General features: G+C 71.1%; 19 protein-coding genes and 2 pseudogenes. 12 read left to right on the top strand and 9 right to left on the bottom strand.

What is annotated here, in order from left to right:
* Positions 1–63 precede the first annotated feature (63 nt).
* On the top strand, positions 64–258 hold the full coding sequence (locus OHT21_RS41190; protein ID WP_328773339.1) for a helix-turn-helix transcriptional regulator: 195 nt from the start codon (positions 64–66) through the stop codon (positions 256–258).
* Positions 259–288: 30 nt separating this feature from the next.
* On the opposite strand, the pseudogene OHT21_RS41185 reads toward OHT21_RS41190, so the two are convergent.
* A pseudogene (locus OHT21_RS41185) lies at positions 289–603 on the bottom strand (NF041680 family putative transposase); the annotation flags it as partial.
* On the opposite strand from OHT21_RS41185, the gene OHT21_RS41180 reads away from it, so the two are divergent.
* A protein-coding gene (locus tag OHT21_RS41180) for an IS5 family transposase (protein WP_443050695.1) occupies positions 580–1333 on the top strand; the annotation gives its coding sequence in 2 pieces (ribosomal slippage) (positions 580–890 and positions 889–1333; 756 coding nt in all). The pseudogene OHT21_RS41185 and the gene OHT21_RS41180 overlap by 24 nt on opposite strands.
* On the opposite strand, the gene OHT21_RS41175 is transcribed toward OHT21_RS41180, so the two are convergent.
* Positions 1334–1630, bottom strand: a complete 297-nt coding sequence (locus tag OHT21_RS41175) for a hypothetical protein (RefSeq protein ID WP_328773338.1) — start codon at positions 1628–1630, stop codon at positions 1334–1336. It abuts the gene before it with no gap.
* 214 nt (positions 1631–1844) lie between these two features.
* Between OHT21_RS41175 and OHT21_RS41170 the strand changes: the two genes are divergently transcribed.
* Together OHT21_RS41170 and OHT21_RS41165 are read left to right on the top strand one after the other, a co-directional pair.
* The gene (locus tag OHT21_RS41170; protein WP_328773337.1) at positions 1845–2498 is read left to right on the top strand and encodes a transposase family protein; all 654 of its coding nucleotides are present in this window, start codon (positions 1845–1847) and stop codon (positions 2496–2498) included.
* A gap of 65 nt (positions 2499–2563) precedes the next feature.
* Positions 2564–2908: pseudogene (locus OHT21_RS41165) on the top strand (tetratricopeptide repeat protein).
* Between the two features lie 6 nt (positions 2909–2914).
* On the opposite strand, the gene OHT21_RS41160 reads toward OHT21_RS41165, so the two are convergent.
* The 4 genes from OHT21_RS41160 to OHT21_RS41145 all read right to left on the bottom strand — a co-directional run bounded on the left by OHT21_RS41160 (position 2915) and on the right by OHT21_RS41145 (position 7917).
* A complete protein-coding gene (locus tag OHT21_RS41160; protein ID WP_328773336.1) occupies positions 2915–4240 on the bottom strand; it encodes an MFS transporter in 1326 nt (441 codons plus the stop codon).
* Entirely contained in the window at positions 4237–4806 is a 570-nt protein-coding gene (locus OHT21_RS41155; protein WP_328773335.1) for a helix-turn-helix domain-containing protein, read from the bottom strand. The genes OHT21_RS41160 and OHT21_RS41155 overlap by 4 nt, the downstream gene beginning before the upstream one ends.
* Positions 4807–4891: 85 nt before the next feature.
* Positions 4892–6316: a PepSY-associated TM helix domain-containing protein gene (locus OHT21_RS41150; protein ID WP_328773334.1), complete on the bottom strand. Its 1425-nt coding sequence runs from the start codon at positions 6314–6316 to the stop codon at positions 4892–4894.
* A 167-nt stretch (positions 6317–6483) separates the two neighbouring features.
* Positions 6484–7917: a dihydrolipoyl dehydrogenase family protein gene (locus tag OHT21_RS41145; protein WP_328773333.1), complete on the bottom strand. Its 1434-nt coding sequence runs from the start codon at positions 7915–7917 to the stop codon at positions 6484–6486.
* A 140-nt stretch (positions 7918–8057) separates the two neighbouring features.
* On the opposite strand from OHT21_RS41145, the gene trxA reads away from it, so the two are divergent.
* Complete coding sequence (trxA, locus tag OHT21_RS41140) at positions 8058–8435, top strand: thioredoxin (protein ID WP_328773332.1); 378 nt, start codon at positions 8058–8060, stop codon at positions 8433–8435.
* A gap of 44 nt (positions 8436–8479) precedes the next feature.
* Here trxA and OHT21_RS41135 read toward each other — a convergent pair whose 3' ends face one another.
* Both OHT21_RS41135 and OHT21_RS41130 read right to left on the bottom strand, forming a co-directional pair.
* Positions 8480–9658, bottom strand: coding sequence for a 4-hydroxybenzoate 3-monooxygenase (locus OHT21_RS41135; RefSeq protein ID WP_328773331.1), 1179 nt, complete (start codon positions 9656–9658; stop codon positions 8480–8482).
* 27 nt (positions 9659–9685) lie between these two features.
* Entirely contained in the window at positions 9686–10720 is a 1035-nt protein-coding gene (locus tag OHT21_RS41130; RefSeq protein WP_328773330.1) for a LacI family DNA-binding transcriptional regulator, read from the bottom strand.
* A gap of 159 nt (positions 10721–10879) precedes the next feature.
* On the opposite strand from OHT21_RS41130, the gene OHT21_RS41125 reads away from it, so the two are divergent.
* From OHT21_RS41125 to OHT21_RS41095, 7 genes are all read left to right on the top strand, one after another.
* Complete coding sequence (locus OHT21_RS41125; protein WP_328773329.1) at positions 10880–12322, top strand: amidase; 1443 nt, start codon at positions 10880–10882, stop codon at positions 12320–12322.
* A 58-nt stretch (positions 12323–12380) separates the two neighbouring features.
* A complete protein-coding gene (locus tag OHT21_RS41120) occupies positions 12381–12842 on the top strand; it encodes a type II toxin-antitoxin system PemK/MazF family toxin (RefSeq protein WP_328773328.1) in 462 nt (153 codons plus the stop codon).
* Positions 12843–13672: 830 nt separating this feature from the next.
* Positions 13673–15196 (top strand): ergothioneine biosynthesis glutamate--cysteine ligase EgtA, encoded by a 1524-nt coding sequence (gene egtA / locus OHT21_RS41115; RefSeq protein WP_328773327.1) that lies wholly within the window; start codon positions 13673–13675, stop codon positions 15194–15196.
* Positions 15193–16521: an ergothioneine biosynthesis protein EgtB gene (egtB, locus tag OHT21_RS41110; protein ID WP_328773326.1), complete on the top strand. Its 1329-nt coding sequence runs from the start codon at positions 15193–15195 to the stop codon at positions 16519–16521. The genes egtA and egtB overlap by 4 nt, the downstream gene beginning before the upstream one ends.
* Positions 16521–17324: an ergothioneine biosynthesis protein EgtC gene (gene egtC / locus OHT21_RS41105; protein WP_328773325.1), complete on the top strand. Its 804-nt coding sequence runs from the start codon at positions 16521–16523 to the stop codon at positions 17322–17324. The genes egtB and egtC overlap by 1 nt, the downstream gene beginning before the upstream one ends.
* Positions 17321–18283, top strand: coding sequence for an L-histidine N(alpha)-methyltransferase (gene egtD, locus OHT21_RS41100; RefSeq protein WP_328773324.1), 963 nt, complete (start codon positions 17321–17323; stop codon positions 18281–18283). Before egtC ends, egtD begins: the two co-directional genes overlap by 4 nt.
* Before the next feature lie 98 nt (positions 18284–18381).
* Positions 18382–18597: a dodecin gene (locus tag OHT21_RS41095; RefSeq protein WP_328773323.1), complete on the top strand. Its 216-nt coding sequence runs from the start codon at positions 18382–18384 to the stop codon at positions 18595–18597.
* Positions 18598–19106: 509 nt separating this feature from the next.
* Here the strand turns inward: OHT21_RS41095 and OHT21_RS41090 are convergent.
* The gene (locus OHT21_RS41090) at positions 19107–21512 is read right to left on the bottom strand and encodes a SpoIIE family protein phosphatase (RefSeq protein ID WP_328773322.1); all 2406 of its coding nucleotides are present in this window, start codon (positions 21510–21512) and stop codon (positions 19107–19109) included.
* Positions 21513–21582 lie beyond the last annotated feature (70 nt).

The raw sequence follows: 21582 nt of genomic DNA, 5'->3' as shown, positions 1-21582 counted from the left end.
TTAGTTGACCTACGACAGGCTATTTGATTAGTTCACCTATGACAAACGAGGTAGAATTGGTTCATGGCGATTAAGATTCCTGGATACGAAGACGCAGAGCAGGCAGCGGCGAGACTCAAGGTCACCGTCCAGCACGTCTACAACCTCAACAGCAGCCGCGACGACTTCCCCAAACCCGTCTACGTCGGCCGCACCCCCCTGTGGCCGGTTGACCGGCTCGACGCCTGGCGCGCAGCACACCCGAAGCCCGGGAACTGAGACGAAAGACGTGCACTTTTGATCCGGGACTTAGCTTGAAATTTCACCTTTGTGAGCTTTGAGTTGGTTGCGTTCGGTGATGCTCTCGGGGCGCTTGGTGGTCTTGCCGACGTCGTAGCGGGTGGCGGGATGCCGGTTCTTCGATCCAACTGGCCTGCCTGGTCCGGGTGTTGATGGTTTCGGTGCTCGGGCCGGATTGTGCAGGTGGGGGCGGATGTTCCTGAACCCGCGGCGGACGCAGGCCGGGGTGAGCCGGGCGGGCTCGGTCGGTTTCTCCCAAGGGCGACGCAGGTCTGCGGCGGCCTCGCGGGTGAGGCGGAGCTGGGTGTGAGCGGCGATCACGATCCGGTGCGTCCGCAGGGCGGGGGGCGACGCCGGTGTGACGACCGTGCGGTGCTGGCCGCGATCGTGTTCGTGGCTACCTCGGGCTGCACCTGGCGGCAGCTGCCGCCGGTTTTCGGAGCCTCCTGGCAGACGGTGCACCGTCGCTTCACCGACTGGTCCTCGGACCGGGTGTGGGCCAAGCTGCACCGGGTACTGCTGGACCGGCTCGGTACGGTCGGAGAGGTGGACTGGTCGCGCTGTGCCATCGACTCCATCAGCGTCCGGGCGGTCAAAGGGGGCCCTGACGGGACCGAATCCGACCGACCGCGGCAAGAACGGGGCGAAGATCCATGTCATCTGTGACCGTAACGGCCTGCCCCTCTCAGTCGGCATCTCCGCCGCCAACCTGCACGACAGTCAGGCACTGGTGCCGCTGATGCGGGGCATACCGCCGATCCGTTCCCGCCGAGGCCCCAGGCGTCGCCGCCCGGCCAAGCTCCACGCAGACAAGGGCTACGACTTCGACCACTTACGGAACTGGCTACGACGGCGGCAGATCGTGCCGCGCATCGCCCGCCGCGGCAAGGAGACCTCCGGCAGCCTCGGCCGGCACCGCTGGGTCATCGAACGTACACTGTCGTGGCTGTGCGGCTGTCGCCGCCTGCACCGCCGCTACGAGCGCAAGGCCGAGCACTTCCTCGCCTTCGTTGGCCTCGCCAGCTCTCTGATCTGCTACCGGCGACTGCTGTGATCAACCATTCTGCGCAGCAACGACGGCGACCAGAACAGCTGCCGCACCGAGAACGAGCAGGTGAACGGACCCTGCGATCCACAACCGCAGGCCCATCAACCCGCCACCCGCTACCACCGCTGCGCAACCGCTGATCCACGCCCCGCGCCGCCCAGCATGGGCAGTGCGGATGCCGGGGGATCCGAAGTCATCACCCGAGAACATCACATGCATCCCGAGCCAGACGATAAGCATGGCCGACACCGGAAGAAGAGCGATCGCGAGCCCAAGATCCAACCACACCGAAGGATGCTGCATGTCCGCCAGCATGCCGCCGCAGCAGCAGACGCACCTGAGTATGGGTACTCAGCCTGCACGCCAACTGAGACAACCTCTTAGTGGGTCACTTCTCCAATCCGAAAAATAATTGATCTAATGGGCTGTGGTGGCTGTTCGCGTCGAAGATCAACGTCGCCAACCTGCGGCCCGGCCCCTGCTGCATTGGACCGGACCGACCGTCAAGGCATTCCTCGTGCTGGTCGCCCGCGTGGCCGCCCTTGTGTCCCAGCAGGGCCGAGGGAGGCCCTGGACGCTCCTACTGGACAACCGCGTCCTGCCGGCCGCCATCGCATGGCGAACCAACCTGACCCACCAGCAGCTCGCCGACCCGTTCGGCGTCGGGCAGGCCACCGCCCATCGTGTCATCGACCGCCTCACCCCCGTGATCGTCCGACTCCTCGGACCACCCGAAGGAAGCCGGGCTGATCTATGGGTGGTGGACGGCACGTTGATCCCCGTTGAGGAGCACGCGATGACAGCCCGCTCCAAGAACTACCGCCGCTCGGTGAACGTGCAGATCATCATCCGCGCCAAGGGCCGGCGCGTGATCGCCGTAGGCGACTCCTGGCCCGGCAACTGCAACGACACCGTGGTCTTCCGCGCGACCATGGCCAACCAGATTGCCGGGCACCGGCTGTTGATCGGAGATGGCGCCTACCGCAGCGCGCCGGAGGCCACCACCTGCCGGAACAAGAGCAAGCCGTTCGCCAAGCGCAGGACGCAGGCCGAACAGACCATCGCGTGCTCCACAACCTCAAGATCGACTACCCGTAATTACGGAACCTCTCTCAAACCCACGGGGATCTCTCCGTCAGGTCGTGTGTGCCGTACAGCAGCTCACGTGTAGACACCGAGCTCGGTCGTGGAGCTTTCAATAAGACTGGGCCGTTGTGGTCGTCGAAGGCGGCCGAAGTGAGCACGACGTACTACGACCACGGGACGGCCGCGGAGCGCAGGGAACTCGCCCGGATGTTTTCGACGCCAGGGACTACACCGCAGCAGCGCGGATCCTGGACGGACTGGTCGAGGAGGTTCCGGAGCAGGTCGGACCGCGGCTGCTACTGGCGCGCGCCTACTACCACTCGGCCCAACTGCACCGCGCCGAGACCCAGTTGCGAGTACTCGTCGAGCGTGACCCGGTGGAGCACTACGCCCGGCTGATGCTCGGGCGCACGCTTGAGTTGCAGGGACGGCAGGAGGAGGCGGAACCTCACATTCGGTCGCGTCGGCCTTCGCGGAGATTTCGAGTCGCTGTAAGCGCCCTCAAAGGCGCATTCCGCGCAGAGGCGCCGTAAGCGCGGTCACCGCCGCCAGTACGCAGATCACGCCACACCCCGCGAAGAAGGTCGCCGCGCCCCAGGCAGCGGCGACGAGCCCGGTCAGCGGAAAGAGAAGAGGGCTCAGCCCCAAGGTGCAGAGCGTCGTCACCGAGGTGACGCGCCCCAGGTACCGCGGCTCGGCCTCCTTCTGCAGAAGGGCGTTGCCAACCACCATCGCGACACCGCTGACGGCACCGAGCAGCCCGCCCAGCGCGACGGCGGTGCCGGGTGAGCCGATCCGGCCCAGCACGGCGACCACTACGGCGGTCACGAGCAGCGATCCCGCCAGTACGACCCTGGCGCCGGGCACGTGACGCGCGACCGCCATCGTCAGCGCGCTCACGGCTCCGCCGACACTGAATGCGGCGAGAATCCAGCCGAGCGTGGCGGCGCTCCAGCCTCGTTCGTCGGCGAGCATCACGAGCCCGGCGGAGAGCGGTCCGCTGAAGCACATCTCCCCGAGGGCGATGACCCAGACGAGGCGGCGCAGCCGCCCGTTGCGGCGCAGGTAGCGGAGGCCTTCGCGCAGATCCGCTGACAGGGGCCGCCGCGGCACGAGTTCGTCGGGATCATGCCGATGCGGCGTGGATTCGGTGGGACCGTGTCCGTGCGGGGCGAATTCGATGGGACGGCCCGGAGGGTCGGTCCGCGCCGGGCCCGCCGCGACGTCCCTGAGCGGCCGAGACCCGGCGACCGGCCCCGTGCGTACCGCCATCAACAATCCCAGCGACACGCCGAACAGCACTCCCACCACGGCGAAAGCGCCCGCGGCCCCCTGAACGGCCAGCACGAACGACCCGATCAGCGGTCCCACCGCATTACTGAACCGCACCGCCAGCACCCGCATCCCCTGCACCCGGGCCAGCTGCCCCTGGTCCGTGAGCCTCGGAGGCAATGCCCCCACCGCCGGCATGAAGACCGCGTCGACGACGCCGAAGAGCAGGGCCAGGGCGTACAGCGCCCACAGTTGAGGGCCGTCGGCCCAGGTCAGCCCCGCCGCGCCGAGCACCACCCCGCACCGTACGAGATCGCTGCCGATCAGGACGCGGCGCGGGCCGAAGCGGTCGGCGAGTACGCCGCCACCGAGCATGAGAACGGCCCGCGGTATCGCCCCGGCGGCGAGCACGGCACCGACCTGGGCCGGACCGGCGGCGCGGGCGACGGCCCAGGCCAAGGCCATGAAGTAGGCGACATCGCCGGTGACCGATGTCGTGTAGGCGCCCAGCCACCGCAGGACGTTCGGGTCGCGGTAGGCGGGCCGCGCAGTCATCCCTCGTCGGCGAGCAGCGGGAACAACTGCAGATGTACGGCCACTCGTTCGGCCCCGTTCGCGGGCTCGCGCTCCCGGTAGCTCTCGACCACCCGCAGCAACTCGCCCTTCATCGCCTCGAGTTCACCGGGTGTCATACGCAGCATGTAGCTCATGAATCCGCTGACGCCGAACCATTCGTCGGGCATGACCGGCACCACCTCGGCGGCGACCCTGCGCAAGGCCTCCCCATCTGCCAGCGCCAAGGCCTGCGCGTACGCACGGCTGTCGGCGGAGTCCGGTGCCGTGGCCGGATCGTGCAGCGAGATCCGGTGCAGTGCCCGCCACCACCGGTCCCGCTTCGACCCTCGCTCCGTGTCCTCCTCGATCAGCCCGCCCGCCGCGAGCCGCCGCAGGTGATAGCTCGCCGCACCCGAGTCCAGCTCGAAGTGCGCCGCCAACTGCCGTACGGTGGCCGGTCCTTGCTGCCGCAGCCGGTTCAGCAGCGCGAGCCGCGTGGGATGCGCCAGTACACGCAACGCGGCCGTATCGAGGGTGATGTCGGTCGTGCCGTCGTCGTCTGCCATGACGCGCAGCGTAGAACGCGAAGAACCGTTCCGGAAGAAGTGTTCGCGAACATCTCTTCGCGAACACTTCTTCCTCTGTGCTCCGTCAGCGACTGACCCGCTCGTACGTCCGCTTTCCCCGCCGGTACGCGATCTCGCCCAGCACCACATCCACGGCGATGAAGGCCGCCAGGGGGATGCCGAGGAGTGGGACGAAGTAGCCGACCACGGCGACGGTTGCCATCAGGGGGACCAGGATGTGTGGCGGGACCTGTTGCCAGGCGCCGCGTGGGATGGGGCGGCCGAAGGCGGAGGTGCGGCCGCGTTGCCACCACATGCGGTAGCCCCACAGGATCAGGAGGATCAGGGAGAGCGCGAGGGCCAACAGTGCGATCTGGTTGACGATGCCGAACAGGACGCCGGTGTGCGCGTCGATGCCCCAGCGGCTCAGCTTGGCGAGGACCGGGTAGTCGGCGAACCGCACGGTGTCCATGACCTGGCCGTTCGCCGGGTTCACGGCGACCGCGTCCTGCTTGGTGGGCCAGCTGCGCTGGACCTGCTGGACGACGTACGCGGAGGAGGCGTCGGCCGGTGGCACGATCTCCACCGGGTCGCCGAGGCCCTCGGCGCGTCCGGCGGCCAGGACCTTGTCGAGGCCGACACCGTGGTCGGCGCCGCCCTCGGCGGAGGAAGACTCGTGCTCGGCATGCTCGCCGCCCGCCGCGGCCGACACCGTGGGCGTGGCCTGGTTGAGAGAGGTGCGCAGGGCGTCGATGTGGGATCCGGCGTACGCCGACCAGGTCAGGCCCGTGGCCGACAGGAAGAAGAACCCGGCCGCGGCCCAGACGCCGACCGTGCCGTGCAGGCCCAGCGTGCGGCGCCGACCGCTGGTGCCCCGCACCTTCCGCTGCTTACGGCGGCGGCTGAACCACAGCACCAGGCCGCCGCCTGCGATCACCCACAGCCAGCTGGCGGCGAGTTCGCTGTAGAGCCGGCCGGTCTCGCCGAGGTGCAGATCGCGGTGGAACTCGTCGATCCAGGTACGCAGCGGCAGCGCGCCGGTGGATCCGTACTGCTCGAGCGCGCCGCGCACCTCCGCGGTGTACGGGTCGACGAACACGGCGAGCTTGTGCTCCGCATCGACGCCCGGCACCCCGGACAGGAGCACCCTGGTGCTCGCGTCCGCCTCCGGCGATGGCCGTACGGCGGCGACCGTGCCCTGCGGGTGCTCCTCGCGTGCGGCGGCCACCTGCTCGGAGATCGGCAGCTTGCGCTCGCCCACGGGGACGTTCATCTCATGCGCGTACACGATCTTCTCGGCCTGGAACGACGCCGCGTACAGCAGTCCGGTCGTGGCGGCGACGAGCAGGAACGGGGCGACGAGCACTCCGGCGTAGAAGTGCAGCCGCAGCACCAGGGGGCGCAGCGGCGCCCAGACACTGCGCCGCGGTGCGGGCTTGTCGGACTCCGGGGTATCCGGGGCACCCGGTTCCGGGGAGTCATCCGTCTCGGTCGAGGCAGCGGTGGTCATCGGCGGGCTTCTCCGGTCGTGCGGGGACGGGCCGTGCGGCCGTGTTCGGTCGCGGCGGTCCAGTAGTCGGCCGGAGGGGGCGGGAAGTTCCCGGGCGTTCGCGTGACGTGGGTCACACTGGGGAGAGCGCCGGTCACGGGGAACCGGCGGTCTCCCCGTAAGCGCGACTACGCGTCCCGGTACGCCTCCAGCAGCCGCAGCCACACCTCACTCACCGTCGGGTACGCCGGTACGGCGTGCCAAAGCCGGTCCACCGGGACCTCTCCGGCCACCGCGATCGTCGCCGAGTGGAGGAGCTCGCCGACGCCGGGGCCGACGAAGGTGACACCACGAAGGGTTTCGGTGTCGAGGTCGACGATCATGCGGGCCCGGCCGCGGTAGCCGTCGGCGTAGAGGCCGGCGCCCGCCACCGAGGCGAGGTCGATGTCGACCGCGCGGACCCGGTGGCCGGCCTGTTCGGCCTCGGCGAGGGAGAGGCCGACCGCGGCGGCCTCCGGGTCGGTGAAGACGACCTGGGGGACGGCGGCGTGATCGGCGGTCGCCGCGTGAGCGCCCCAGGAGTCGGACTCCAGGAGGGGAACGCCGGCGGCCCGCGCGGCGATCGCGGCGCCCGCGATACGGGCCTGGTACTTGCCCTGGTGGGTCAGCAGCGCACGGTGGTTGACGTCCCCGACCCCGTACAGCCACTCGCTGCCCGTCACCCGGCAGCTGTCGTCGACCGTGAGCCAGGAGCCGGGCTCCAGACCGACCTTGTCCAGGCCGACGTCGTCGGTGCGCGGAGCGCGGCCGGTGGCGAAGAGGATCTCGTCGGCCTCGATACGGTCGCCCTTGTCCGTCACGACCACGACCTTCGAGCCGTCCCGCGTTACCGACTCGACCGACGTGCCGGTACGGACGTCCGCGCCGGCTTCCGTGAGCGCCTCGGCGACCAACTCCCCGGCGAAGGGCTCCATGCGGGGCAGCAGGCCCTTGCCACGGACGAGCACCGTGACCCGGGAGCCGAGGGCCTGCCAGGCCGTGGCCATCTCGACGCCGACGACACCGCCGCCGACGACCACGAGAGAGCCCGGCACCGCCTGCGCACTGGTGGCGTCACGGCTCGTCCACGGCTTGATCTCGTCGATTCCCGGCAGCTCGGGCACGACCGCGCGGCTGCCCGTGCAGACGGCCACGGCGTGCCGGGCGGTGAGCACATGCTGCTCGCCGCCAGGACCGGTGACCGTGACGCGGCGCGGCCCGGCGAGCCGCCCGTGCCCGCGGTAGAAGTCGGCGCCGATGCTGTCCAGCCATTCGAGCTGGCCGTCGTCCTTCCAGTTCGAGGTGTAGTAGTCCCGGTGGGCGAGGACCGCGGCGGCGTCGAGAGGTCCCTGCACGGACTGCCGCAGGCCGGGCACCCTGCGTGCGTCGGCCCGCGCGATGACCGGCCGCAGCAGCGCTTTGCTGGGCATGCACGCCCAGTACGAGCATTCGCCGCCGACCAGTTCGCTCTCCACGACCGCCGTGGAGAGGCCGGCCGCGCGCGTGCGGTCGGCGACGTTCTCCCCCACGGGACCGGCCCCGAGCACCACGACGTCGTACGCGATGGTTTCCGTTTCCGTCATGGGCCCAGTCTGGTTCATGAGCGCAAGTCTGGTGGGTGGTGTGCGCCGAAGCCACACGGGTACGCGCGCGGAATACGCCACCAATAGGCACCGTTGTGCACAGCGGCAACGCCCCGAAACCAGGAAGTGGGAATAACGCCATGAGCAGCACCGTGGAGCTCACCAAGGAGAACTTCGACCAGACGGTCACGGACAACGAGTTCGTCCTGATCGATTTCTGGGCGTCCTGGTGCGGGCCCTGCCGGCAGTTCGCGCCCGTCTATGAGAAGGCCGCGGAGGCCAACCCCGACCTGGTCTTCGGCAAGGTGGACACCGAGGCTCAGCCTGAGCTTGCGCAGGCCTTCAACATCCAGTCGATTCCGACGCTGATGATCGTCCGCGACCAGGTCGCGATCTTCGCCCAGCCCGGGGCGCTGCCCGAGTCCGCGCTGACGGATGTCATCGGACAGGCCCGGAAGCTGGACATGGACGAGGTCCGCAAGTCCATCGAGGAGCAGCAGGCCCAGCCGGAGCAGTGAGTCGGCCGGAGCAATGAGCCGGCCGGGGCAGTGCGTCGGCCGGGTCAGAGAGGCAGCGGCAGCCCCGTGTAGTTCGCGGCCAGTTCCGCGGCCGCGGGGCGGGACGCCGTGATCCGGCGCAACCGGGCCAGTTGCAGCCGGTGTTCGAAGGCGTCCCCGTCCGGATCGGCGTGCAGCATGCGGGTCATGTCGTACGAGAAGCGCGTCGCCTGCCATACCCGGTCGAGGCACAACTCCGAGTACCGGTCGAGGAGTTGGGCCGAACCTGTGCAGTGCAGCTCGATCAGGGCGCGGGCGGCGAGGCGTACGTCGGACACGGCGAGGTTGAGCCCCTTCGCGCCGGTCGGCGGCACGATGTGCGCGGCGTCCCCGGCGAGCAGCAGCCGCCCGTGGCGCATCGGCTCGTGGACGTAGCTCCTCATCGGGGTGACGGACTTGGCGGTGATCGGCCCGCGCTCCAGGTGCCAGTCGGCGTCGATCGCGAAGCGCGCGGACAGCTCGTCCCAGATGCGGTCGTCCGGCCAGTCGTCCGGGGACGTGTCGTTGGGGACCTGGAGATACAGCCGGGACACCGACGGCGACCGCATGCTGTGCAGCGCGAAGCCCCCGTCGCCCCTCGCGTAGATCAATTCCTCGCAGGAGGGCGGCACATCGGCCAGGACGCCGAGCCAGGAGTACGGGTAGTCGTGCTCGTACGTGCGGCTGATGGCCGCCGGGAACGTGTCGCGCGCGATGCCGTGGAAGCCGTCGCAGCCGATCACCCAGTCGCAGGTGAGGGTCTGTTCACGGCCCTGGTGGACGAAGCGTACGACGGGTGTGTCGCTCTCCGGCCGCTCGATCGCGACCGCCTCCGCCTCGAACAACAGCTGGGGCCCGTCGGCGAGTTGGAGCGCGATGAGGTCCTTCACGATCTCCGTCTGGGCGTAGATCGTGACGGTACGGCCGCCGGTGAGGACCGGGAAGTCGATGTGGTGCCGTTCGCGGTCGAAGCGCAGCTCGATGCCGTTGTGGACCAGGCCGTCGACCTCGAGCCGGTCTGCGGCGCCGCACTCGCGCAGCGCGTCCACCGTGCCCTGCTCCAGCATGCCCGCCCGCTGGCGCTGCTCGACGTACGCGCGTGTTCTGCTCTCCAGGACGACACAGTCGATACCCGCCCGGTGCAGCAGCCGGGCGAGCAACAGTCCGGCGGGGCCGCCGCCGATGATGCCGATCGTGGTCCGCATGAACACGCCTCCCACGTACGCGAGTTGTCAGGTTGACGCACGGTGTACGACGGTCGCTCCCAGTACCTCGTGCGTTTCGGGCTCGGCGCCGGCGGCACGCACCGCGCGGTCGACCAGTTCGGCGAGCTCCTGCCCGGAAGGAAGCTCGATATGGACGGTGCTCAGACGCGGACGCAGCAGCCGCCCGATCATCAGGTCGTCGGCGCCGATGACGGCCGTGTCGTCCGGGATGCGGATGCCCTCGTCCTTCAGGGCGCGCATCAGGAGCATGGCGTACTCGTCGTTGTACGCGAACACCGCGTCCAGTCCCAACGAGCGCCAGCGCTTGGCGAGTTGGGCCGCAGCCTCCTCCTCGTACGCCAGGGGTACCTCGGTGACCGTGGCGTCCTTCCCGTGCAGCGCCCGGCGCACGCCCTCGAGCCGGGGCTTGGAGAACAGCTCCAGTCCGGGGTCCTCCGGCATCAGGACGCCGACGCGGCGGCGCCCCCGGGCCAGCAGGTGGGCGCCGGCCGAGCGGCCGACGAGGCTGTGGTCCATGAGCAGCGCGTGGGCGCCTTCGACGCGCTCGGGTCCGAGCGTGAGGACGGCGCGCGCGCCGGAGCGTTTGAGGACGGCCACGCCCTGCGGGCCGAGTCCGCTGCCGGGCACCAGGACGGCGACCGGCCGCAGCTCCGCCCAGACGCGGGCCGCCTCGTCGCCTTCGAGGCCGACACTGCCGTACTGCACGACGGTGTAGTCGAGACGGCTGAGCGCCCACTGGAGTTCGTTGAAGAACTGGCTGTAGAGCGGGCCCACCGGCACGGTCGGCGCGGGCATCAGCACCATGCGGCTGTGCCCGGCGCGCAGGCTGCGGGCGGCGGCGTGCGGGACGTATCCGAGATCCCTGGCGGCCTGGTGGACGCGGCGGCGCGTGGGCTCGCTGATCCGTACGGCGCTCGTGTTGTTCAGGACGTAGGAGACGGTCGCGCGTGAGACCCCCGCCACGCGGGCAACGTCGGCGCTCGTCGGCACGGAGCGCTGCGCGGGCAGGGACGGGGCGGGCTGTTCCGGTATCTGCACCATGACGTAACGCATCTTTCCAGAAGCCCTCCGTGGCGGGTGCCGGGGGTCTGGGTTCGCCTCGGGAAGCCCAAGCGGCCCGGGGAAGTTGCGCATCCCGTACCGGATCGCGCTTGCCGGGGTTACCGTTCGGTATTCATCGCGCTTCCGGAGGTGTCTCGTATGGCTGCCGACCGTGCCCCAGGACTGGCCGAGTGCGCTCGCGCACTGGCCGAAGGCGAGGTGTCCTCGCGGGCGCTCGTCGAGGAGGCGCTGGCCAGGATCGAGGAGACGCAGGGCACGTTGAACGCGTTCCGGCTGGTGCGGGCCGAGGCCGCGCTCGCCGAGGCGGAGGCGGCGGACAAGGAGCTGGCGGCGGGGGTGCGGCGGCCGCTGCTCGGGGTGCCGGTGGCGGTGAAGGACGACACGGACGTGGCGGGCGAGCCGACGGCGTTCGGCTGCCGCGGGGAGTTCGAGCCGGTGGCCGAGGACGGTGAGGCCGTACGACGGCTGCGGGCGGCCGGGGCGATCATCGTGGGCAAGACGAACACCTGCGAGTTCGGGCAGTGGCCGTTCACCGAGGGCCCCGCCTTCGGTGAGACCCGCAACCCGTGGCACACCGGGCACACGCCGGGCGGCTCGTCCGGAGGTTCGGCGGCGGCGGTCGCGGCGGGCCTGGTGCCGGCCGCGCTGGGCTCGGACGGGGCGGGTTCGGTACGGATCCCGGCCTCCTGGACGCACCTGATCGGGATCAAGCCGCAGCGCGGCCGGATCTCGACCTGGCCGCGCGCGGAAGCCTTCCAGGGGATCACCGTGAACGGCACGCTGGCCCGCACCGTCGAGGACGCCGCGCTGCTCCTGGACGCGGCGAGCGGTCAGCACGAGGGCGATGTGCACCGCCCGCCCGCTCTGTCCGTCTCGGACGCGGTGGGCCGGGAGCCGGGCCGGCTGCGGATCGCGCTCTCGCTGAAGCCGCCGTTCACGGCGTTGCCCGCGCGGCTACGGCCGGACGTACGGGCGCGGGTGGTCGCGCTCGCGGAGCGGCTGGCCGCGCTCGGGCACGAGGTCGAGGAGGCCGATCCGGCGTACGGGCAGATCGGGTTGACGTTCGTGCCGCGTGCCACCGCCGGGATCGCCGAGCGGGTGCGCGAGGCGCCGCACCCCCAGTTGCTGGACCGGCGCACGCGTGAGGCGGCCCGGGTGGGGCGGCTGCTCGGCGGGGCGCCGCTGCGGATGGCGCGTCGTGCGGAGGCGATGCTGCACCGGCGTATCGGCGCGCTTTTCGAGACGTATGACGTGGTGCTCGCGCCGACGACGGCCGCTCCGCCGCCGCGGATCGGTGCCCTCGCGCAGCTGAACGGTCTGGGTACCGACCGTGCCATGATCGCCGCCTGTCCGTATGCCTGGCCGTGGAACGTGCTGGGCTGGCCCGGGGTGAACGTCCCCGCCGGCTTCGTCGGCGACGGTCTGCCCGTGGGTGCGCAGCTCCTCGGTCCCGCGAACAGCGAGCCGCTTCTCGTGTCGCTGGCCGCGCAGGTGGAGGCGGAGCTGCGGTGGCACGAGCGGTGGCCGACTCTCGAAACCGACGGCGCTGTACGGGAGTTCAGGCCGCCCGCGGCTTCGTAGCGGCCTCCTGGCGGCCCCCCTCGGCGGGCTGGGGCGTGGGGGCTCTACCGTGACTCGGGTGACTGCCTTCACCGACGACGCCGCCCATGCCTCCGACGTTCCCGGCCGCTACGGGCCCTCGGCGACCACCGAGGCGGAGCCCCGCGAGGTGGGGCGGGTCCGCACGGAGTACTCGCCTGCGCACGACGGCGACCCCGATCCCGGCGAGATCGTCTGGACGTGGGTCCCCTACGAGGAGAACGACGGCCGGGGCAAGGACCGGCCGGTGCTTGTGGTCGCCCGCGAGGCTGGTGGCACGTTCCTCGCCGTGCAGCTGTCGAGCAAGCGGCACGACGGCTCCCGCGAGTGGGTGCCGATCGGCAGTGGGCCGTGGGATCGGTCGGGGCGCGACTCGTGGGTGTCCGTGGACCGGGTGTTGCGGCTGCACGAGGCGGGGATGCGGCGGGAGGCGTGCGCGCTGGATCGGATGCGGTTCAACTCCGTGGTGCACCGCTTGAGGGAGCGCTACGGCTGGCGCTGAGTTGTCTCGCCCCCGCCGCCCCTACCCGTCCCATCCCTGGGGCTTCGCCCCTTCGCCCCCCACCGGGGGGCTCCGCCCCTGGACCCCGCTGGGACTGCGCCCCAGACCCCGCATCGGCCTGAACGGCCTCGTCCTCAAACGCCGGACGGGCTGGCTGGTGCCGGCCTCGGCTGCATAGGCCAGCCAAGGCTGCGCCAAGATCAGCCGTCCGGCGGAAGTCAGCCGGTCCGGTGGAAATCGGCCCGCCAGGTGGAAGGCAGCGCGGCGGGCGGAAATCAGCGCCATCCGGGGACCAGCGCAGTTCAGGGACCAGCGCCGTCCGGCGGAATGTAAGCCCGAGCCGCGAACAATCAGCCCCTCCGGCGTTTGAGGAGCGGGGGTTCGGGGGCTGGCCCCCGAACCGGGGTCCGGGGCAGAGCCCCGAGCAGGGTGCCGGGCAGAGCCCCGAGCCGGGCCCAGGGGCGCAGCCCTGGGCGGGGTCCGGGGCGCAGCCCCGAGGGATCTGAGGGCGCCAGCCCACAACCGGGGTCCGGGGCGCAGCCCCGAGCGGTCCGAGGCAGAGACCCGGGCAGGGGCCCGAGGGGGTCTGGGGGCGCCGGCCTCCAGCCGGGTCCAGGGGCTTCGCCCCTGGTGGGGGTCTGGGGGCGAAGCCCCAAAGAGTTCCCGTCGTGCTCGTGAACGGATCGTGAGCGATCCTTGTACTGCGCCGCAAAAGGCATACGCACTCTTGTGCGAAGCGGCGTGAGCGTCTTGGGTAGACGGGTGATTGCCGGGCCGGTCCATCCGAATACCGGGCCGGCGGCATGGCGGAATCTCAGGAGGATCCCTACATGTCCGATTCGGAAAGTGACTGTGCGGAGAGCCGCTCCGCCGTCACCGAGGCCGAGGTGGAGGCCCTGGTCAGGGGCATCTGCTTCAAGACCGGACCACCCCGTTTCCTCGGTGTCGAAGTGGAATGGTTCATCCGCGAGCTGCGGTTCCCGCGGCTCCCCGTAAGACCGGAACGACTCGAAGCGGCGTACGCCGCACTGCGGGCCCTGCCCCTGGCTTCGGCGCTCACCGTCGAACCCGGCGGCCAGCTGGAGCTCAGCTCCCCCGCCGCCGCCTCCCTGATGGAGTGCATCGGGTCCGTCTCCGCCGACCTCGACGCCGTACGCGCGGTACTGCGCGAGGCAGGGCTCGGCCTCACCGGAATAGGCCAGGACCCCTGGCACCCACCCACCCGCTTCCTCCATGAGCCGCGCTATGACGCCATGGAGCGTTACCTCGACCGTACGGGCCCCGAGGGCCGGGCCATGATGTGCAGCTCGGCCTCGGTCCAGGTGTGCCTGGACGCCGGGTACGAGGAGCCGGGGCCGCTCGGGCACGGGCGGCGCTGGTGGCTGGCGCACCAGCTGGGCCCGGTCCTGGTGGCCGCTTTCGCCCACTCACCGCTGGCCCGGGGGCGGCCCACCGGCTGGCGCTCGAGCCGGCAGTCCCTGTGGACCGCGATGGAGCCGGGGCGCTCTAGTGCCCCGCCGCTCGACGGCGATCCACGGAAGGCCTGGGCACGGCACGTGCTGGACGCGCCGGTGATGTGCGTACGGGCATCGAGCGGCGACGCCTGGGACGTACCGGACGGCCTGAGTTTCCGGGCGTGGACCCGGTCGGGCGCTCCGCCGGGCCGGGAGGATCTCGACTACCACCTGACGACCCTGTTCCCGCCGGTCCGTCCGCGGGGCCATCTGGAACTCCGCATGATCGACGCACAGCCGGGCGACGACGGATGGATCGTGCCGCTCGCCGTGACGGCGGCGCTGTTCGACGACGCGGAGGCCGCCGAGACGGCGTACCGGACCGTCAAACCCCTTGCCGAGCGGGCCGGTTCCCTGGCCGCGCCCCGCAATCCGCTGTGGATCGCGGCCGCCCGGTCGGGCCTCGCCGATACCGAGCTGCGGGAGGCGGCGGTCACCTGTTTCGCGGCGGCGGCCGAGGCCCTGCCCAGGCTCGGGGCCACGGACGAAGTCCAGGAAGCCGTCGCCCAGTTCACCGACCGCTACGTGGCCCGGGGCCGCTGCCCCGCCGACGACCTGCTCGACACGGAGGGCCTGATCGACGCCGCGGACATGCGCGACGTCGAGGGCCCGCCCGACGCCGGGGGCCCGCCCGACGCCGGGGGCCCGCCCGACGCCGGGGGCCCGCTCGCCGCCACCGGCCCGGGCGCCAACGAACGGAAGGCCATCGGCCCGGACGCCACCGAGCCGGAGGTCATTGAACCTGCGGCCACCGGCCCGGAGGTCACCGACCCGGCGGCCATCGCCCCCGACACCCCCGGCACGCACCACCCGCTCCACGGGAAGGACATCCGCACATGACCGCCCCCGACCTCACCGACCCGGAGACGCTCAGGGAGCGCGCGCTGGCGGCGCTGATCACGGCCCGCGACCGCACCGCGCTGCTGACCTCGTGCGTGGAGGACCCCGATCTGACCGCACAGCACTCGCCGTTGATGTCCCCGCTGGTCTGGGACCTCGCGCACATCGGCAACCAGGAGGAGATGTGGCTGCTGCGGGAGGTCGCGGGGCGTGACGCGATGCGCCCCGAGATCGACGGGCTGTACGACGCGTTCGAGCACCCGCGCGCCGAACGGCCCTCCCTGCCCCTGCTGCCGCCGGACGAGGCCCGCCGCTATGCCGCCGAGGTGCGCGGCCGGGCGCTCGACGTCCTGGAGGGCACCCGCTTTCGCGGTACGCCGCTGACCGAGGCGGGCTTCGCCTTCGGCATGATCGCCCAGCACGAACAGCAGCACGACGAGACGATGCTGATCACCCATCAGCTGCGCAAGGGACCCGCCGCCCTGACGGCACCGGATCCCGCGCCCGCCCCGCCGTTCACCGGACCGGCCGAAGTCCTGGTCCCCGGCGGCCCGTTCACGATGGGCACCTCGGCCGAACCATGGGCGCTGGACAACGAACGGCCCGCGCACCAGCGTCTCGTACCGCCGTTCTTCATCGACACCACACCGGTGACGAACGCCGCGTACCAGGCGTTCATCGCGGACGGCGGCTACACCGACGAGCGATGGTGGGCCCCCGACGGCTGGACCCATATCCGTACGCACTCCATCGAGGCGCCGCTGTTCTGGCGCCGTGAGGGCGGTCAGTGGCTGCGGCGGCGCTTCGGCGTCACCGAGGTCGTACCGCCCGACGAGCCGGTACTGCACGTCAGTTGGTACGAGGCCGACGCCTACGCCCGCTGGGCCGGACGGCGGCTGCCCACCGAGACCGAGTGGGAGAAGGCGGCCCGGCACGACCCGGTGGCCGACCGCTCCACGCGCTACCCGTGGGGTGACGCCGACCCGACGCCCGAGCACGCCAACCTCGGTCAGCGCCATCTGCGGCCCGCTCCCGCCGGGAGCTATCCGGCGGGTGAATCACCGCTGGGCGTACGGCAGTTGATCGGCGACGTCTGGGAGTGGACGGCGAGCGATTTCCTGCCGTACCCGGGGTTCACGGCCTTCCCGTACAAGGAGTACTCGGAGGTGTTCTTCGGTCCGGACCACAAGGTGCTGCGCGGCGGCTCGTTCGCCGTGGACCAGGTAGCCTGCCGGGGGACGTTCCGCAACTGGGACTATCCGATACGGCGGCAGATCTTCTCCGGATTCCGTACGGCGCGCGACGCTGCCGCGGAGACCGCCTGATGTGCCGTCACCTGGCCTACCTGGGACCCGAGGAGCCGCTCGGCAGACTTCTCGTGGAGCCCGCGCACAGCCTGTTCCGCCAGTCGTGGGCGCCGCGCAGGCAGCGGCACGGGACCGTCAACGCCGATGGTTTCGGGGTCGGTTGGTACGCCGAAGGGGATCCGGTACCCGCGCGGTACCGGCGTACGGGCCCCATCTGGGGCGACCAGTCCTTCGCCGACCTGGCGCGGGTGGTGCGCTCGGGTGCGCTGCTCGCCGCGGTGCGCGACGCGACCGTGGCGGGCGCCGACGGGGAGGCCGCGGCAGCGCCGTACGCCGCGGGCCCCTGGCTGTTCAGCCACAACGGCGCGATCAGCGGCTGGCCACGCTCCCTGGCCCCGCTCGCGCAGACCCTGCCGCCCGCCGAACTCCTGTCACTGGAGGCGCGCTGCGACTCGGCCCTCGTCTGGGCGATGATCCTGAACCGGCTGCGCGCCGGCGACGAGGAAGGGCAGGCGCTCGCCGACACGGTCCTGGACATCGCGGCCGCCGCGCCCGGCTCGCGGCTCAACTTCCTTCTCACCAACGGCGAGACGATCGCCGCGACCGCCTGGGGCGACACCCTCTGGTACCTGACCGAACCCGGCCGACGCACCGTCGTGGCCTCCGAGCCGTACGACGACGATCCGCACTGGCAGGAAGTGCCCGACCGCACCCTGCTGGCCGCCAGCCGCACGGACGTCCTGCTCACGCCCCTCAAGGACGTCGACGAACCCATGGCAGAACCCCTGGCATCCCCATCGCCCAAGGAGCCCCGTACGTGAGCACGTTCCTGGTCACCCGCACCCTGCCCGAGGACGCCACGGAGGCCGCGCTGCGCGCCGACGTCCTGAACGGCCTGAACCGCATGCCCAAGACGCTCCCGCCGAAGTGGTTCTACGACGCCCATGGCAGCGAGCTCTTCGAGAAGATCACCGAACTACCCGAGTACTACCCCACGCGCGCGGAGCGCGAGATCCTCGTCGCCCGCGCCGCCGAGATCGCCTCGGCGACCGGGGCACGCGCTCTGGTCGAGCTGGGTTCGGGGTCGTCGGACAAGACCCGGCACCTGCTCGACGCGCTGCCCGCGCTGCACACGTACGTACCCGTCGACGTGAGCGAGAGCGCGCTCACGCAGGCCGGGCAGGCGCTGATCGCCGAGCGCCCCTCGCTCAACGTTCACGCGCTGATCGCCGACTTCACCGGCGGCCTCACATTGCCCGGCACACCCGGGCCGCGGCTCGTCGCGTTCCTCGGCGGCACGATCGGCAACCTGCTTCCCGCCGAACGTGCCACGTTCCTGGCCTCCGTACGCGCCCTTCTGTCCCCCGGTGACGCCCTGCTGCTGGGCACCGACCTGGTGAAGGACGAGTCCGTACTGGTCGACGCCTACGACGACGCGGCGGGAGTGACGGCGGCGTTCAACAAGAACGTCCTCTCCGTCGTCAACCGCGAACTCGGCGCCGACTTCGACCCCGACGACTTCGCCCATGTCGCCCTCTGGGACGCCGAGCAGGAGTGGATCGAGATGCGGCTGCGCGCGCGTTCGCAACTGACCGTGAAGATCCCCGCGCTCGACCTGGCCGTCGACTTCGCGGCCGGTGAGGAGCTGCGGACGGAGGTGTCCGCGAAGTTCCGCGAGGAGGGCGTACGGGGTGAAATGGCCGCCGCCGGGCTGGAGATGACGCACTGGTGGACGGACCAGGAGGGACGGTTCGCACTGTCGCTGAGCATGGCCCGGTGACGGGTCGCGTACCGCTGCGTCGTACGGCACGGTGGAAGTGACGCGTGGCGCGTCCCGCGTCCGCGTCCGTATCCGTGTCCGCGGAGAGGAGCACCCGCATGACTGATCACACGTACCGGGTCACCGAGATCGTCGGCAGCTCGTCCGAAGGAGTCGACCAGGCAATCCGCAACGCCATCACCCGCGCCTCCCAAACCCTGCGCCACCTGGACTGGTTCGAGGTAACAGAGGTCCGCGGCCAGATCGAGAACGGGCAGATCGAGCACTATCAGGTCGGGCTGAAGGTGGGGTTCCGCCTGGAGGACGGCGAGTAGCTCCGCCAGTGCGCTTCGCTGGACTGTACGAGGGGTTGCATCTCGGCTGCGGCACCGTCGTGGCTGGTCGCGCAGTTCCCCGCGCCCCTGGGTTCGTTGGGGTGCGGGGCCGCGGTCCGATGCGTCAGCCCGTCGCCAACAGGGCATACGACCCCGTGCTTCCACAGGGCGCAGCAGTGCCCAGACCGAAGCTAAGCGACGGGCATACGACGCACCGGCCCACGTCCCCTCCCGCCGGAGGGAGGGTGCCAGTTTCGTCGAGGTGCGGGCTTTTCGGTTCGCTTGCTCTTCAGGGTGCGGGCAGTCGCAGGCTGTTTAGGGGCGCGGGGAACTGCGCGACCAGCCACAACGCACCCGCAGCCGCGACACAACTGTCACCCACCACCCCGATAGGCACCCCACCCACCCGCCGAAGGCGCCCACCCCGCCGGAGGCAGCGGGGCCCAGGGGCGCAGCCCCCAGTTTCGTGAAGGGGCGGGGCTGGGGGAAGGAACCCCCGGGAAGGCCCGTCAGACTTCCGGCGCAACGCTCAGCTCCGCCCAGATGACCTTGCCGGACGGCGTCTGCCGCGTCCCCCACCGTTCGGTGAGCTGCGCCACGAGAAGGAGCCCCCGGCCCCCCTCGTCGTACGCGCGAGCCCGCCGCAGATGCGGAGCCGTACCGCTCCCGTCGGACACCTCGCAGATCAGCACCGCGTCCCGGATCAACCGCAGCCGTATCGGGGCGCCCCCATAGCGAATGGCGTTGGTGACGAGTTCGCTGACCACCAACTCCGTGGTGAACAGCGCTTCTTCCAGCCCCCACACGGCAAGTTGCGCGGTAGCGAACTTGCGCGCCTCGGCGACAACCTGCGGATCATCCGGCAAGGACCAGGTCGCCACCCGAGCGCCGTCGAGAACCCGCGTCCTGGCCAGCAGAAGAGCAACATCGTCGACGGGCCGACCGGGCAGCAACTCGTCCAGCAGGTCGTCGCACACCTTCTCCAGGGACCGGACGGGTCGCCCGAGCACCCGGCCCATGAGGGCAAGCCCGGTATCGATGTCGCGATCCCTCGCCTCGATCAGTCCGTCGGTGAAAAGCGCCAGCACGCTCCCCTCCGCAAGCTCGAACTCCGAAATCTCAAAGGGCAGTCCGCCGAGCCCCAGCGGCGGCCCGACGGGCAGGTCAGGGAAGCCGACCGTGCCGTCCGGCGTCACCACGGCGGGCAGCACATGCCCCGCGCTGGCGAGCGTGCAGCTCCGGGACACCGGGTCGTACACCGCGTACAGGCAGGTGGCGCTGAGCTCCGCGACCGACCGCACCTCGGCGGCGGAGCCGGGGACGTCGGGCTCCTCCCGAGCCAGCCGGATCACCACGTCGTCGAGCTGCGTGAGCAACTCGTCCGGCGCCAGATCGACATCGGCCAGCGTACGCACCGCGGTCCGCAACTGCGCCATGGTGGCCGAGGCCCGCAGCCCGTGCCCGACCACGTCGCCGACCACGAGCGCCACCCGGGCACCGGACAGCGGGATGACGTCGAACCAGTCGCCGCCGACCCCGGCCCGCGTGCCGGCCGGCAGATAGCGGGTGGCGACATCCACCCCGGACTGCTCCGGCGTACCGCGCTGCAGCAGACTGCGCTGGAGGGTCACCGCGGTGGCCCGCTCACGCGAGTAGCGGCGGGCGTTGTCGATGCTCAGCGCGGCCCGCGTCGCGATCTCCCGCGCCAGCAGCAGATCCTCGTCGTCGAAGGGCTCGGCGATGCGGTGACGATGGAACTGGGCCACCCCCAGCGTCACGCCCCGGGCCAGCAACGGCACGACCAGCAGGGCATGGATCCCGTGAGCGCGGACGCTGCGGGCACGGTCCGTATCCGCGGCCAGCCACGCGGGCAGGCTCGCGCTGTCGAGCCGGTACTGGGCGGGACGGCCGGCGGCGAGGGCCGAGGCCTGCGGTGAGTCGGCGGCGTAGACGTGCCGCTGGCCGATCTCGACGGTGGCCTCCGGGCAGCCCGGCAGTACGGACGCCTGGGTGCACCGGCGGAAGACCGGCAGGCCCGCGCTCGGCGCGAGGTCCGCCTCGACGTTCTGGAAGAGGTCGTCGAGCAGATCGACGAGGACGAAGTCGGCGAACCCCTCGGTGCCGGTCTCGGCGAGTTCCTGGGCGGTGCGGGTGACGTCGAGGGTGGTTCCGATATTGAGGCTCGCGGCGTTGACCACGGACATCCGCCGCCGCGCCCAGTACTCCTCGGTGGTGTCGTACACGGCGGAGGCGACGCCCCGGACGTGGCCCTGCGGGTCCTTGAGCGGGTACAGCAGGGAGGACCAGGACCGCTCACGTCTCGTACCCGGGGGGCGTAGATAGCCCTGGTGGCGGACGACGTCTCCGGTTCGCATGGCCTGTTCGGCCAGCCGCGGGATCTCCTCGGCGCCGTCGATGACCCCGCCGGTGATCCGCTCGGCGAGGCCGAGGCCCCGTAGCTGGTCCTCCGTCGCTCCCGACATGGCGGTGAAGGCGTCATTGGTGCGTACGACCCTGATGTCGTCGTCGCACACGACCACGGCGATGGGCAGCTGCTCGAGCGCCCAGCGGTTCAGTGTCTCGGGGTCGGGTTCGTCGGCCGCGGTGGCCGCGACGATCCACAGCGGGGCCTCGTCGGCACCGGTCAGCGGCCGGAGGTGGGCGAGCAGTTCGAGGCGGCGTCCCTCGCGGGTGCGGACCACGGCGCCACCGCTCCACGGCGTACGGGAGGCGCAGGCGCCGCGGACCGCGTACGGAAGCTCGGCGGCCAGCAGTTCCCGGGCGTCCCGGCCCACGGCGTCCGCGGATTCGTGACCGAGCAGCCGCCGGGCGCCCTCGCTCCAGGCGAGGATCCTCCCGGCCCCGTCCACGACGGCGGTCGCTTCCCACCCCGAGCCGAACACGTCTGGGTTCATGTACACGTCTCTCGCGCCCACCACGGGCAGACCCCGCGGCCCTGCCCTCAGCATGGCCCCACAGGAGGGC

The sequence above is a fragment of the Streptomyces sp. NBC_00286 genome (assembly GCF_036173125.1).
Lineage (GTDB): Bacteria > Actinomycetota > Actinomycetes > Streptomycetales > Streptomycetaceae > Streptomyces.
Note: the sequence above shows the minus strand (reverse complement) of the source record. Positions and strands in the feature narration are given on the sequence as shown.

Excerpts from the sequence above, each read along its gene's own strand:
- OHT21_RS41130 (WP_328773330.1), bottom strand. The coding sequence starts at position 10,720 with ATGGTGCAGATACCGGAACAGCCCGCCCCGTCCCTGCCCGCGCAGCGC.
- egtB (WP_328773326.1), top strand. The coding sequence starts at position 15,193 with ATGACCGCCCCCGACCTCACCGACCCGGAGACGCTCAGGGAGCGCGCG.
- OHT21_RS41155 (WP_328773335.1), bottom strand. The coding sequence starts at position 4,806 with ATGGCAGACGACGACGGCACGACCGACATCACCCTCGATACGGCCGCG.
- OHT21_RS41095 (WP_328773323.1), top strand. The coding sequence starts at position 18,382 with ATGACTGATCACACGTACCGGGTCACCGAGATCGTCGGCAGCTCGTCC.
- trxA (WP_328773332.1), top strand. The coding sequence starts at position 8,058 with ATGAGCAGCACCGTGGAGCTCACCAAGGAGAACTTCGACCAGACGGTC.
- OHT21_RS41175 (WP_328773338.1), bottom strand. The coding sequence starts at position 1,630 with ATGCAGCATCCTTCGGTGTGGTTGGATCTTGGGCTCGCGATCGCTCTT.
- OHT21_RS41135 (WP_328773331.1), bottom strand. The coding sequence starts at position 9,658 with ATGCGGACCACGATCGGCATCATCGGCGGCGGCCCCGCCGGACTGTTG.
- egtC (WP_328773325.1), top strand. The coding sequence starts at position 16,521 with ATGTGCCGTCACCTGGCCTACCTGGGACCCGAGGAGCCGCTCGGCAGA.
- OHT21_RS41150 (WP_328773334.1), bottom strand. The coding sequence starts at position 6,316 with ATGACCACCGCTGCCTCGACCGAGACGGATGACTCCCCGGAACCGGGT.
- OHT21_RS41160 (WP_328773336.1), bottom strand. The coding sequence starts at position 4,240 with ATGACTGCGCGGCCCGCCTACCGCGACCCGAACGTCCTGCGGTGGCTG.
- OHT21_RS41125 (WP_328773329.1), top strand. The coding sequence starts at position 10,880 with ATGGCTGCCGACCGTGCCCCAGGACTGGCCGAGTGCGCTCGCGCACTG.
- OHT21_RS41190 (WP_328773339.1), top strand. The coding sequence starts at position 64 with ATGGCGATTAAGATTCCTGGATACGAAGACGCAGAGCAGGCAGCGGCG.
- OHT21_RS41145 (WP_328773333.1), bottom strand. The coding sequence starts at position 7,917 with ATGACGGAAACGGAAACCATCGCGTACGACGTCGTGGTGCTCGGGGCC.
- OHT21_RS41090 (WP_328773322.1), bottom strand. The coding sequence starts at position 21,512 with ATGAACCCAGACGTGTTCGGCTCGGGGTGGGAAGCGACCGCCGTCGTG.
- egtA (WP_328773327.1), top strand. The coding sequence starts at position 13,673 with ATGTCCGATTCGGAAAGTGACTGTGCGGAGAGCCGCTCCGCCGTCACC.